We start from the raw sequence: 14108 nt of genomic DNA, 5'->3' as shown, positions 1-14108 counted from the left end.
TTGGTCAACTAGATGGACAACGGCAAATGCATCTATATACAGTATGTACAATGATATTTTATTTAGAATAGTTTTGCCGAATGAAATGGGCCGTGACGGTATTGCAATGGAAGGCTTAGGTTCTTTAACTGGTAACCAAGATGCGGGAACTTTAGCAGGAGGAGCCATGGCAGTTGCAGGTGTAAAAGTAAGAGAACAGCAACAGAATAGAATGGCAGAAGATGATGCGTTTTTAGAGAAAATTTTACAACAGGGATATAGTCAACAGGTACTTCATGTATTAAGTATTAAACGTTTTGGAAAAGGATATAAGGTGAAAATGAGATGCACGGCTCTAGGCATGGTAGTTCCATCTATGAAGACTTCGTTTTACATATTCCCTGGTTATAACGATTATGAGGAACTTATAGAGTACTTCAAGTATTTTCAAGATCACACAACGGAAAAAATAAATTGGAAATAATGAGAAATGATGAGTAAAAAAGCTACAATTATATTGCTAGTTGTTATAGCTGTATTATCCATATTAAGAGCCGTATTTTCCCCAAGTAACAGATACGGAATTGATAGGGATGATAGTAACGCATATACGGAGTATCTAAAGAAAAATAATATCGAGCAAAAGAAATAAAGACAGTAGATTATGCTTCCTTCGATCATTGGTATGAGCGTTGCCAAAAAATAGCACGTGAAAAATATGGACTAGAGTTAGGATAATCGATGTTATTCATGTATGGAGGCAGCTAATAAAATGGTTGCGTGCTAACTACCCGCAACAAAATATGTTATAATACAGATACAATATTATGTAATGCATTTTGGAGGAGTAGTTATTTATGGAGCAGCATAATAATGACATTGGTACAATAGAAGAATAATAATAAAAAAGATAAGATTCGATATTCACAAAAGCCCTTCGGGGCTTTTTTAGCAATCATTTTTTCTATAACCAAAGGGTATCTAATGACTTTCGCAATGAAGTACAACTCAGTAATTGATATTATTCCAATCTTTTAAATTGACCTAGAAATCGCAGCTGTAGCATTAAATATGTTTGGGGCAGGTATGTTGTTTGTTGCAAATCAGCTAATGGAGAGGAGGTCTTATAAGAAAAATATAGTGCTATCAACTAGCAGCCGAAATTGAACGTCATTTACTATATGCACATAAGGCTGTATAATATGTTTAAACAATGTATATACAGGAGGCGAGCTATGCAATTAGCAATAAAAAAATGGGGAAACAGCCAGGGAATTATTTTATCCAAAGAAATAATGGAAATGCTTAATGCTCATATAGGTGATGCACTTGAGGCAGCTTTTGAAAATGGAAATTTAATATTGAAATCTCCAGAGAAGCAAATCAAACATCGCACATTAGAGGAGAGAATGGAAGAATCAGGATTGCCACTAGCATTTGGTGAAGAAATTGATTGGGGAGAAAGTAGAGGAAACGAATTGTGGTAAACCAGGGCGACATAATTAAGGTTGATGGTATCAAACTTAACATGTTAGTGATAAGTAGAGACATTATCAATGAAAACGAGGTTTGCATTGTTGTTCCTCTTAGTTCAAATTTTAGTGAGTCTGTAACTCATATTAAAAATTCTTTTTCTAAAGAGTTACTCATTACAGAACAGTTAAGATATATTGATTTAACTACTAGATACTACAAAAAGGTTGGCAATCTTTCTTTAGAAGAAATGCAAAATGTAGTGGATGTAGTTCAGGGGTTATTTGATATCATATAAAAGTAATTGCAATTTAAGAAGAGGTATACAGCCGTATCACTGGTTACTATCGCCCAGTTCAGAACTGGAACGAAGGTAAATGTAGAAATCCTATAAGAAGAGCAGGTAGATATGGCAAGTGAGTATAAAATGTGCCATATTATATTCAAATAGATTTGATTCAAATGCGTTTGAATCAAGATCTATACAAGTAGAGTATATAAAGTCCAGTATTAAACATACTGGGCTTTTTTGTTTTAATTGCCATTTGTTTGATAATGTAGAATAATACATAGATTCTTCGCCCAAAAAGTTTTTGCCAGATTTTTGCAGTTCTTGCCAAACCTCTTTAAAAAAAATCTAAGGTCAACTAATATACCATGTGGACATAATAATTACACATACTTTTTACAATTAGTACATAAATAAACATGGTAAGGGAGTTGAACAAAATGAGAAGAATGCCAATGTTGAAAAAACTAACAGCTTTGGGTCTTGCATTAGCGTTGTTTGCATTGTCCCCAGCAAGTGCTTTTGCTGATGGTGATGAGAAAACTGCGTTAATGGAGACTGCAGATACTGATTCTGGTGAGAATATGGGAGAGACATCAGAAAAAGTAATAGAAGATGAGGCTGTTCCTCAGAAAGGAAATGAGGATGAGGTAAAACCAAAAGATGAGGTGGAACCTACTGTTGAAGAAACATCTAAGTCTAGCGAAGATGGGAAAACTGATGCTGAAGCAGAAGAAACATCTGAATCAGAAACCAAGTTAGATGAGGATGAAAACAAGGATGAAGAACTAGATAAAGAAGAGGAAGAAGATAAAGAAGAGGAAGAAGAGGAAGAGATTGAATCTGACGGAGTTCTTTACGAAAAATGCGCCTACGGCTCTGCCTCTACTAGTGAATCTCATCTAGAGGATGTTTCTAGTGTCGAAGATGGATACAAAGAAGGCAGATACGCATTAAAGATTTATAACTATAATTATAGCGGTGGCTATGCAAAGATAGCACCATCAGATGATAAATACTATATTTATAGTGATAAGAATGATGAGGAATTTGAGTTCCATTTCACAGCACCGGAAAACTATTACATCGATGCAGTTAGACTGGCTGATGTTGAAACACAGGATGTTAAAGAAACTTACAAACCAGATGGTGAGTATGCAAAATCCTTCGATGTAAATATAAAGCTTTCAAGAATGGGCGAAGACAAGGTTGTAAATCAGGTGGTTGTTTCAATCTGTCCTATTCCAGTTAAATGGGGTAGTGATGAAACAACTGTTGCAGCTGGTGCGACATTTGTAAACTATGAGAACAATACCCATATCTTCGGTGAGCAGTTCTGGTTCAACGGCGGACATGATGGTGGAAGCAACGAGTGCCATTTTGATCAAGTATACCAAGGATTGGCATCTGCTACATTAGCAGATTCTGCATTTAAGTTGCAGGATGATAATGGTAAGGAATTCTTCCCTAAGTCAGATAATTATTCATCTGAGGATGAAGCATATAGCTACATTACTGATTATCGTACAAATGTAGGAGTACAGTTTAGAAAAGATTCAAACGGCTATTGGACAATGGATAGTAGCCAGTACAAATATACAATCCAGGATGATGTTTTAGTTCCTACATCTGGCAAGCAGTTTAGACCATTTGGCGATGATGACCATTTTGCAATGGCGCTTCCAATTAACTTCTGCGTTAATAGTGATGGTAAGACAAATGGTGAGGATACAATCTTCAAGTTCGCAGTCGATGATGATGTATATGTATATATAGATGATAAGCTTGTACTTGATTTAGGTGGTATTCATGATAGTATCAAAGGTCAGATTAATTTTAAAACTGGTAACGTGTTAATCCAGGGTGATTATAACAGTAAGCTTACATCTTCTGTAGATAATACTGTTTATGCTGCTAAATCATTAGGAACTCAAAATATATATAGCATTCTTGATACAAACCTTGCAGATTTTAGCAAGAGTGAGCACAAGCTTACAGTCATTTATTTTGAAAGAGGTGCTTATCTTTCAAATTGTAGAATCAGCTATAACTTCAACAAGGACGAGACAGTAAATGTTAAGTACGAGGGTCTTAAGTTAGATAAGACAACTAAGAAACCAGTAGCTGGTGCAGAGTTTACATTATATGAGGATGCTGATTGCACACAGACTGTAAAAGATGGTATGGGCAATCCATTAACAGCAGTTTCTGATGAGAACGGAACAATTAAGTTTGATGGAATATCATTAGGAATCATTACAAGCAGTCAGACTGAGGTTCAAAAGACCTTCTATATGAAGGAGACTAAGGCGGCTGAAAACTATGTGTTACCTGATGAGGCAGCTGTTTGGAAGCTTGATTTAAAGGCTACTACATCAGAGTCTAGCTCAACACTTACAGCTTTAACAGATAGCGCTAAGAAAATATCATTGTTTGATGATAAGGACAAGTCATTAGTTAAAGCAATCGTTAACGAAAAAGCCCCTGGCAAGCTTAGAATTGTTAAGACATTAAAAACATATGTAGCTTCACAGGGAACAGCTTCTTTTGTATTTGAAGTAAGCTATAAATATGGTGATAAGGAATACAGTGATGTTTATTCCTACGATTTTGATAAGGCTGCAACTAAGAAAGATATAGAAATAGAGCTTCCAGCAGATGTAGAGGTAACTGTTAAGGAAATATATTCCGGTGCATGTTATAAGGCTGTGGGCTCAGATACAGCTAAGGTTGTTATTAAGCCTAATGATACAGTTGATGTTAAATTCGTAAATGATTATGATGGCAGAACAAATCACGGTTCTATCAGCATTACAAATGTATTTGAAAAAATCGTTGATGCTGCTAATAAAGTTAAGTATGAGTTTAAAAAGGCAATAGAGGGAGGCGGAGATAATGAATAAGAAAAAAATAATGATTATTTCAGCATCTCTTCTGATGCTTGCGGCAGTATCTGTAAAGCCTGCAATGGCATATTTTACAGATACACATAAGGCTGTAGGAACTGTAAAGTTTGGCAGCTACGAAATCACTCCACACGAAAAAGTGGAAAATAATGTAAAGAAAATCACAGTTGAGAACACAGGTGATTACCCAGTGTTTGCCAGAGTAAAGGTATTGGCTGGACATACACATGACCTTGAGTTTGACAAATCTGCATCAAAGGATTGGACACTTAAGGATGATGGTTATTACTATTACGATAATCCTATCGACGTTAAAGAACTTTCCAGCGAATTGGTAATAAAAATCTCTGATAATGCAGATACGGATGATGCTGACACATTTAATGTAATAGTAGTTGAAGAAGCTACAAAGGTTGCAGATGATGGAACAGCTAAATGGGACGAAACAACTGTTAATAGTGAAAAATTTGGTTTAAATAAAATAATAAGGGAGGTACAAACTAATGAAGATTAAAGTTACAAAACCTCTACTTATACTTACAGCTGGAGTGCTTCTTGTAGCAGGCGGAGCGTTTGGCGCAACAAGAGCAGCAGAGGAACATTCTAGCAATACTGAAGGGGTAGCCTTCGAAACAGCAGAGTTTACTGTTGATTTAATGGAAAACCAGGATGGTAAATATCAGTCAGTAGCAGGTACATCTGAGGAGCCAAAGGCTTTACAGATTACATCTTTAAGTCAGGTATCTGCCGGTAAGGAAGAACTGGCTGTGGAGCATCCTTATTCTGAAGAGGTCAAGGTTGTTAACAAATCAGATGGTGATTTTCCACAGTATGTTAGAGTAGTTGTTAGCAAATACTGGACTGACAAGGATGGCAACAAGGACACCAGTGCTGATGCAAGCTATATTAAGCTTGATGTAGCAGATGGCTGGGCAGCAGAATCTAATGAAGACAATGCAGAAGAAACAATCTATTATTACAAGGAACCACTTGATAAAGATTGTGAGGCTCAGTTGCTTAAAGCTATTTCATTTGATGAAAATGTGTTAGATGCTTATAAAAGTACAACATATGATGAGGATGGCAATGCACTTGTTACAATCGAAGGATATCAGGACAAATCCTTTAAGATTGAAGTTAGGGTAGATGCAATTCAGGCTAGACATGCTAAGGATGCCATGCTAGGCGCATGGGGAATTGATGCTCAGTTTGATGAAGCAGGCAATTTAATTAGCATTGATGGTGACACTTTATAGAGAGGAGATTAGAATATGAAAAAGAAAATTATGAATGTTATTCTAGCTCTTACTCTTGTAATGGGATTCAATAACATTGCAATTACAACTCACGCGGCAGAGGATATTTTAAGTTACAGTTGGGATGTTACATATGATGGAAGCAAGTTTTCATCTACATACGATTCTAAGGATGCAGTAATCAAGAACGCAATGCCAGGTGATACTATCACTTATACTGTAAATTATATTAATGCATCTAAGGAAGATACAGATTTCTATTTGAATGCAGATGTTGTTAAATCATTGGAGGATAAATCTGTAGCAGAGGGCGGTGCCTATTCTTTTAAGATTACCAACAATGGTGAATCAATATTTGATAGCGAGACAATCGGTGGTGATGCTGAAGAAGTTGTTGGTCTAAAGCAGGTAAATGGAAATGAAGGTGCTTATTTTTCTCTTGGTACTGTAAAGACAGGGAATGCAAATAAAGGTACTGTTCAGATTACTATCGTATTAGATGGAAATTCACAGACTAACAGCTATATGGATGCAGCGGCAAATTTGGAAATCAAATTTGGTGCTGAGGATACTGAGTTAGCTAAGCGTGGCAAGACAATTATCAACAAAAAGGTAAATACAATCACTAAGAATGTTCCAATAACAACAAAGAAATCTATTGTTAAGCAGGTGTTAAAGACTCTTGACAATGGAGCAGAGATTGTTGCCATTGATGAAGATGATGTTCCACTTGCTATTGGCGCTAATCCTCAGACAGGGGATTCTGCTATGCCGCTGGTATTATGTATGGCTATGCTTATTGTAGGCGTTGGTCTTATCAGCTGGTATGTTGTGATAACTATTAAAAATAAAAAGTCTAGCGAGGAGATGTAGTGATGAAAAAGTTGAATAAAATAATTAGTACATTCTTATGCGCACTTTTTATTGTGGCACTTTCAATTAATGAACCAGTTGTTGCACATGCAAGTACTGCATACACTATAGTTATTTCTCTTGGAAATAATACTGACGCATCTTTTGATACAGATGCTCTTACAGTAAATAGCGCAAATAAGTATGAGACTGCAATTAAGACAAGAAAAACAGAAGATGGAAAAGAGGTTCCATTTAAGCTTGTTATTTCAAATCTGGCATATCATGACACGATTACCTTTGATGTAAGTAAGCTTATGGTAATATCATCGGGCTCAAAGTATTACGTTAAGGGAATCAGAGTTTCTGGCGCAGATGCAATGGTAAACAAAGAATCTACAGCAGTTACTCTTAAGGTAGAAAACGATGAAACATACGTAGCTGCCTATGGTGTTGGTTCAGTAATATCATACAAGGTTCAGTATGTGGATGAGGATGGAAATACGCTGTATCCAGAGGATACTCTTTATGGAGCAAAGGGTGAGGACACCATTGTTCCAGCCAGACACATTAGATATTACTCACCAGATGCCATCGATAAGGAAGTAAATATTGGAGATGGTACAGTTGTTAAATTCGTTTACAGCAAATTACCTGAATCTATTGAATATGATATTACAGAGGAAACATCTACTGTATATGTAAATGGTGGAACTACTTACACATACGAGTACGAATATGTTGATGGTGGTACATCAGTACGTAGCAACACAAACAACAGACCAGCTGTTGTATCTAACCGCTCCACAGTAAGAGGTACTAACACTACAGTTGACACAGCCAATGCTGATGGTACTGTAAATGAAGAGGCTTTGGGCGATGCTGATGTTGAAAATGCAACTGATGATACCGCAGGCAATGTTACAATCGGGGACGAAAGCACACCTGCAGCAGGAGAAACTGAGATTGCAGATGAGGAAGTTCCAGAGCATGCTGATGACAAAGGCTCAATTATGGTATGGCCTATAGTTCTCGCTGTTATCCTCAGTATTGTAGTTGTTACTATCATGATGGTTAGAAAGAAGCAAAAAGGAGAGGAATAGATTAGACTTGCTGATGAATAATAAAGCACTAAGTTTTATAGGAAATCTTCTTATTATATTGGTAATTATTGCAGCTGCCCCTTTAGCTATTTTGAGACTGTTTGGGCTACAGGGCTTCTGCGTAATATCAGGATCAATGGAGCCTACAATTACTGTTGGCTCCATTGTCTGTGTGAAAACTGTAGAATTTGATGAGCTTCAAGATGCAGATATTATCGCATTCTACTCAGGAGACAGTGTTGTGACACACCGGGTTGTTTCTATTGATAAGGACAATATGCTAATTACAACAAAGGGTGATGCAAACAACACTAATGACTTTACGCCAGTGGCATATACTAATGTGCTTGGCAAGGTTGCATTTCATGTTCCTGTGTATGGATATGTGGCAACCTGGATTAGTACTCTTAGTGGCAAGCTAATCGCCGCAGGGATATTAATTATTGGAGTGGTTTTGTCTGGGTTAAAATCTTCAAAAAAGCTAGGTACTAATTCTTAAAAGTGAGTATAAACTTGGATTTTGGCACGAATGTCGGAATTCTGGCAAGAAAAGTTACGAAAAGCTATTTATTTTTAATTTTGGCGTGATACAATAATGCCGAGAAAGAAAATAGATGGCTTTTTTTAATGGTAAGGAGTTATACAATGTCAAAGAAGAAAGTAGAGAATTTATTAAAAGGTGTTGCAATTACAGGTGCTACTGTTGGTGGCGCATCTGTTTTAGGTGATGCTAATCTTGCATACGCAGCTGAGCTTGGTGAAGAAGAAGCAAATGCTATGGCGCAGGGTGAAGTGGTACTTCAGGTTACTAGAGAACAGACTGAGCAACAGCTTCAAACCTCTATTGAATCTATAGAAGAAGAAAAAACAGCACAGCAGGCTGTGGAAGAAAATGAAAAGCAGTTAGAAGAAGTTGATTTGACAGTTGAAAATCAGGCTGTATCTGAATTGGCAGCTGCATCAGAATCTGCAGCTACTGCTGAGTCTAACCTTATGTCAGATCAGACAATGCATTCAGAGTCTGCCAGCACATCATTGTCAACAGAGGATTCTACCATTGAATCTACATCGGAATCTGCAGCTACATCATTGTCATCAGAGAATTCTGAGATTGCCAGCATATCAACAGCTGCATCTGAAAGCGCAGCCAGTGAGAATACCAGCATGTCTACAGCAATTTCAGAGGCTGAGGATGACTACAACTTAGCTTCAACATCATTCTCTGAGGGAGGTCATCAGGATGATTATCTAGAGGAATTGATGCAGCAGATAGAACAGGCCAAGGCTGAATTAGAGGCTGCACAGCAGAATGCTAAGGATGCAGGTCAGTATCTCAATCACGATTCAAAATCCAACAACTACTATGGAGCTGGTGATAAGCTTGCTAATCTTCTTATCCAGTATGCTTTCTACCAGGAAGGTTATGTTGGTGAGATTACATACAGCCAGTGGGATTCAAGCAGTTATCATACAAACAGCGTTAAAGTAACATATATTGATTCTACAGGTGCTACTAAGTACGCATATTTTGATTATGTAACAGTAGATAGTGATGGAAACGCTCTTGTTTCAGGCTTCAAGGACAGCCCTAATTATGGTGCAGAGCATGATAACCCTTACGTAGTAGACGGTATCATGGTTGTTAAGAAGACTGTTAAATATTCAGATGAATATGGCAACGTACTCACATGGAAGTATGAAACAGAAACTGGCGCTGATGGAAAAGAGCAGACTGTATGCCGCTATTATATTAATGGCAATGAAGTACGTTCTGACGTGGCAGTTAATGTTAACGAAGATGGCACATTTACTTTAGCTTGGTCTAATGCAGGAGCAGATGCTAAGGTTGTTGCAGTTACAGAGGAAAATCCTGGATATAAGTCTTATATTTATGATGCAGCAGATGGTACTGTTTATCATGATTTGGGACAGTACTCTAATGCAGGTGATGAATGGAACAATGATTTAGTAGGTTACACCAGAAACAGTGCTGATACTACAGTTGGAGTAGTTCAGACTGATTCAGAAGGAAATACAGTTGTTTCTACATTAATAGATGAAAATGGCAATACTCTTAATTTGATTAATAAGAAGGTTGACAGGAAAAATCCTGATCAGTGGTCTTGGGCATTAAGAGGAAAGAAGCAATATACAGCATTTAATATCGGTGGAAAAACATACTATTACTACAATGCTAATATTATCGACAACCATGATGGAACATATACATTAACTGGCTATTTTGATGAGAGAGGCGCTAGCTATAGACAGCAGGAAATCACACTTTACACAGCTGCAAGTGCCAGCACATCTTCAGATTCATTTAGTCCTGAATTTGTTGCACGCAAGGGCGATGGTTCAGAAGTATATACAAACAAACTTGGCGAAGTTAAGAATGGTAACTTTGGAGTTAAGGGATACAACTACTTTACACTGGATGATTTCAATAAAGGACGTGATGAGTATCATGAGCAGAGAAGCGAAGTTACTTCACTTTCTAATTCATTAAGCGACCTTAAGTCAGAATCAAGCTCACTTTCAGAATCAGCATCTGGTAGTGAGAAGGCATCAGAAAGTGCCCAAGGCTCAAGAAGTGAATCACTTTCAGAAAGCGCAAGTGCATCAGAGAGTGCATCGGCATCTCGCTCTGAGTCACTTTCTACATCAGCATCAGAAAGTACTTCTATGAGCACAAGCGTTAGTGATTCATTGTCTACAAGTCTTTCACAGTACACTAGTGAGAGCATGTCACTAAGCAACAGTATTTCAGCAAGTGCAAGCACATCAGCTTCTACAAGTGCAAGCTTGTCAGAGAGTGCAAGTACATCACTTAGCAATAGTACATCGGCATCATTAAGTGAGAGTACAAGTACATCACTTAGCGATAGTACATCGACATCACTCAGTGATAGTACAAGCACTTCATTAAGTGATAGTACATCAACATCACTAAGTGAGAGCACCAGTGCATCACTTAGCAATAGTACATCAACATCACTAAGTGAGAGCACCAGTACCTCACTCAGTGATAGTACATCAACATCACTAAGTGAAAGCACCAGTACATCATTAAGTGAGAGTACAAGCACATCACTAAGCGACAGTACATCAACCTCATTAAGTGAGAGTACAAGTACATCACTTAGCGATAGTACATCAACATCACTCAGTGAAAGTACAAGTACATCACTAAGCGATAGTACATCAACCTCACTCAGTGAGAGCACCAGCGCATCACTTAGCAATAGTACATCAACATCATTAAGTGAGAGCACAAGTACCTCACTAAGCGACAGTACATCAACATCACTAAGTGAAAGTACAAGCACATCACTAAGTGATAGTACATCAACCTCTCTCAGTGAGAGCACCAGCACCTCACTCAGTGATAGTACATCAGTATCATTAAGTGAAAGCACAAGTACTTCACTTAGCGATAGTACATCAACATCACTCAGTGAGAGTACAAGTACCTCACTCAGTGATAGTACATCAACATCACTCAGTGAAAGCACTAGCACATCATTAAGTGATAGTACATCAACATCACTCAGTGAGAGCACCAGCACATCACTTAGCGACAGTACATCAACCTCATTAAGTGAGAGTACAAGTACATCACTAAGTGACAGTACATCAACATCACTCAGTGAGAGCACCAGCACATCACTCAGCGATAGTACATCAACATCACTCAGTGAGAGCACCAGCACTTCACTTAGCAATAGTACATCAACATCACTAAGTGAAAGCACAAGTACATCATTAAGCGATAGTACAAGTACATCATTAAGCAATAGCACAAGTACTTCACTCAGTGACAGTACATCAACCTCATTAAGTGAAAGCACCAGTACATCATTAAGTGAAAGCACAAGTACATCACTAAGCGATAGCACATCAACCTCACTCAGTGAGAGCACCAGCACATCACTCAGTGATAGTACAAGTACATCATTAAGTGAGAGCACCAGTACTTCACTTAGCAATAGTACATCAACATCACTAAGTGAAAGCACAAGCACTTCACTCAGTGATAGTACATCAACATCATTAAGTGAGAGCACAAGCACATCGCTTAGCAATAGTACATCAACCTCACTAAGTGAAAGCACCAGCACATCACTAAGTGACAGTACATCAACATCACTCAGTGAGAGCACAAGCACCTCTCTCAGTGATAGTACATCAACATCATTAAGTGAGAGTACAAGTACATCACTTAGCGATAGTACATCAACATCATTAAGTGACAGTACATCGACATCACTCAGTGAGAGCACAAGTACATCACTCAGTGATAGTACATCAGTATCATTAAGTGAAAGCACAAGTACATCACTAAGTGATAGTACATCGACATCACTCAGTGACAGTACATCAACTTCATTAAGTGAGAGTACAAGTACCTCACTCAGTGATAGTACATCGATCTCATTAAGTGAAAGCACAAGTACATCACTTAGTGACAGTACATCAACATCATTAAGTGAAAGCGCCAGCACATCACTCAGCGATAGTACATCAGCCTCACTAAGTGAAAGCACCAGCACATCACTCAGTGATAGTACATCGACATCACTCAGTGACAGCACTAGCACATCATTAAGTGATAGTACATCAACCTCACTAAGTGAAAGCACAAGTACTTCACTCAGCCAGAGTGCTTCAGAATCTGCAAGCAATAGTGCAGCAGCTAGTGAAACACCAGGCAACACTGGTAATGGTGGAAATACACCAGCATCAGCTAGTGAAACAAATGAGGAGGCTTCAGTTACAACAGAATTTAACGAAGTTAACAATGTAAATAACAGAACTGTTAACAGACTTAACGAAGTTGGTCCTGCTGATATTGGAGATGCTCAGGTTCCTCTAGCAGTAAGATTAGATGATGCTGATTTGGATGATGATACGATTATTGAGGATGAGGAGACACCACTTGGCGTGAGCAAGAGCGGACTTGGAGGAAGAATGTGGTGGTACTGGATTCTTATCATCATCAGCGCAATAACAGGAAAAATCGCTAAAGATAAGAAAAAAGCAACTCAAAAAGAAGTAGAGGACACAGATAAGTAAATAATTTAAGATCAAATGCCGCGGCTAAAAATGTCGCGGCATTTTTCTGTCAGTAAGCCCTCAATTTTTGAACATGTGGTGAATTTTAATTAATTCGGTGATTTATGTGATATTATAAACAGGGGAGAACCGGGACACGGGGGTAGAGTCTATGAATATAAAACTAAAAAGAACTATTGAATTCTTGGCAGTTGTAGCCACCACTTTTATTGTGGCGCTATCAAGCCCTTTGAATCCATGGGGGAACGGCGCTTTTACGGATATTCAAAATGAAATCCTTTCTATAGCACATTCTGTAAGAGAGGGCTATCTGGCATACGTAGAGCTGGACGGACATTATGGACCAGTGGTATACGAATTCTTTGGATTGGGATATTTGCCTACAGATTCTCATGTGATTCAGTTTGCCATGGAATGTGTGATTCTATTCTTTACAATTCTATTCATGTACAAAACAGCTAAGCTTTACACATCAGAAGCTTTTGCATTTGTGACAGCAGCCCTTTTGTCTATTTTTGGATGGGGTGCCCTTACTCATGCAGGTGCAGAAGAGCTTATGTTCTTCATTCTTACACTTAGCTGCTATCATATTTCTCGACAGCTTAAATCAGGCTATTTGTCACATCATACTTATTTGCTTGCAATTGATTTAGGACTGGTGTTTTTCCTACAACCAGGCTATGTATGGATTTGGGTAGGAATCCTTCTTATGTTTGCAGTTAAATTTAAGGTGGAAGGATTGGATAGTAAGAGATATCGTTCCTTTGTTTTTTCTACATTAGAAGGAATTATTACAGTAGGTCTACCAATGAGTATTTATCTGTGGTATTTCAAAAATGGAGCAGCATTTATCAGCCAGGTTGTTGTATACAATATGAAGAATCTGGGCTCATTCAAAGAAGGACTACAGCTACTGATTGGAACACCTTGGATTTTTATAGTGCTGCTGTTTGTGGTGGTTATAGTAATAAAATGTATTGTGGAGCATTCTGCTACAGACCTTTGCTACTGGTTGGGAATTATTGTATTTACGATAATTATTATTGCTCTTCAGGGGGATAATCTTCCATCATACGTGGAATTAACAAAGGCTCTCTATGTTGTTCCAGTTGCCAGTGCATTTTCACTTATTGATAAACTATTGGGCTTAAAGGTAGAGGATAGAGTCAATTAA

11 protein-coding genes are annotated in these 14108 nt (G+C 37.9%); all 11 read left to right on the top strand.

From position 1 onward, the window contains the following. A partial coding sequence (locus IJ535_RS01665; RefSeq protein ID WP_294297956.1) for a hypothetical protein occupies positions 1–463 on the top strand: 463 nt, incomplete at its 5' end. A 751-nt stretch (positions 464–1214) separates the two neighbouring features. Then, entirely contained in the window at positions 1215–1466 is a 252-nt protein-coding gene (locus tag IJ535_RS01660) for an AbrB/MazE/SpoVT family DNA-binding domain-containing protein (protein WP_294297954.1), read from the top strand. Further along, the gene (locus IJ535_RS01655; RefSeq protein ID WP_294297951.1) at positions 1460–1750 is read left to right on the top strand and encodes a type II toxin-antitoxin system PemK/MazF family toxin; all 291 of its coding nucleotides are present in this window, start codon (positions 1460–1462) and stop codon (positions 1748–1750) included. The genes IJ535_RS01660 and IJ535_RS01655 overlap by 7 nt, the downstream gene beginning before the upstream one ends. 431 nt (positions 1751–2181) lie before the next feature. Then, positions 2182–4644, top strand: coding sequence for a SpaA isopeptide-forming pilin-related protein (locus tag IJ535_RS01650; protein WP_294297949.1), 2463 nt, complete (start codon positions 2182–2184; stop codon positions 4642–4644). Further along, a complete protein-coding gene (locus tag IJ535_RS01645; RefSeq protein ID WP_294297944.1) occupies positions 4637–5161 on the top strand; it encodes a hypothetical protein in 525 nt (174 codons plus the stop codon). Before IJ535_RS01650 ends, IJ535_RS01645 begins: the two co-directional genes overlap by 8 nt. Continuing rightward, complete coding sequence (locus IJ535_RS01640; RefSeq protein ID WP_294297942.1) at positions 5151–5903, top strand: hypothetical protein; 753 nt, start codon at positions 5151–5153, stop codon at positions 5901–5903. Before IJ535_RS01645 ends, IJ535_RS01640 begins: the two co-directional genes overlap by 11 nt. A 15-nt stretch (positions 5904–5918) precedes the next feature. After that, complete coding sequence (locus tag IJ535_RS01635) at positions 5919–6776, top strand: hypothetical protein (protein WP_294297939.1); 858 nt, start codon at positions 5919–5921, stop codon at positions 6774–6776. A 2-nt stretch (positions 6777–6778) separates the two neighbouring features. Continuing rightward, a complete protein-coding gene (locus IJ535_RS01630; protein ID WP_294297936.1) occupies positions 6779–7858 on the top strand; it encodes a hypothetical protein in 1080 nt (359 codons plus the stop codon). 13 nt (positions 7859–7871) lie between these two features. Continuing rightward, complete coding sequence (locus tag IJ535_RS01625) at positions 7872–8357, top strand: signal peptidase I (protein WP_294297933.1); 486 nt, start codon at positions 7872–7874, stop codon at positions 8355–8357. Between the two features lie 146 nt (positions 8358–8503). After that, on the top strand, positions 8504–12934 hold the full coding sequence (locus tag IJ535_RS01620; RefSeq protein WP_294297930.1) for a hypothetical protein: 4431 nt from the start codon (positions 8504–8506) through the stop codon (positions 12932–12934). Positions 12935–13085: 151 nt separating this feature from the next. Then, positions 13086–14108, top strand: coding sequence for a hypothetical protein (locus IJ535_RS01615; RefSeq protein WP_294297926.1), 1023 nt, complete (start codon positions 13086–13088; stop codon positions 14106–14108).

This window comes from Pseudobutyrivibrio sp. (genome assembly GCF_017471675.1).
GTDB lineage: Bacteria > Bacillota > Clostridia > Lachnospirales > Lachnospiraceae > Pseudobutyrivibrio.
This window is presented reverse-complemented; position numbering and strand designations above follow the sequence as displayed.

Bases quoted from the DNA above. Each gene is read 5' to 3' on its own strand.
- IJ535_RS01630 (WP_294297936.1), top strand. From the start codon at position 6,779: ATGAAAAAGTTGAATAAAATAATTAGTACATTCTTATGCGCACTTTTT.
- IJ535_RS01645 (WP_294297944.1), top strand. From the start codon at position 4,637: ATGAATAAGAAAAAAATAATGATTATTTCAGCATCTCTTCTGATGCTT.
- IJ535_RS01640 (WP_294297942.1), top strand. From the start codon at position 5,151: ATGAAGATTAAAGTTACAAAACCTCTACTTATACTTACAGCTGGAGTG.
- IJ535_RS01615 (WP_294297926.1), top strand. From the start codon at position 13,086: ATGAATATAAAACTAAAAAGAACTATTGAATTCTTGGCAGTTGTAGCC.
- IJ535_RS01650 (WP_294297949.1), top strand. From the start codon at position 2,182: ATGAGAAGAATGCCAATGTTGAAAAAACTAACAGCTTTGGGTCTTGCA.
- IJ535_RS01625 (WP_294297933.1), top strand. From the start codon at position 7,872: ATGAATAATAAAGCACTAAGTTTTATAGGAAATCTTCTTATTATATTG.
- IJ535_RS01660 (WP_294297954.1), top strand. From the start codon at position 1,215: ATGCAATTAGCAATAAAAAAATGGGGAAACAGCCAGGGAATTATTTTA.
- IJ535_RS01620 (WP_294297930.1), top strand. From the start codon at position 8,504: ATGTCAAAGAAGAAAGTAGAGAATTTATTAAAAGGTGTTGCAATTACA.
- IJ535_RS01635 (WP_294297939.1), top strand. From the start codon at position 5,919: ATGAAAAAGAAAATTATGAATGTTATTCTAGCTCTTACTCTTGTAATG.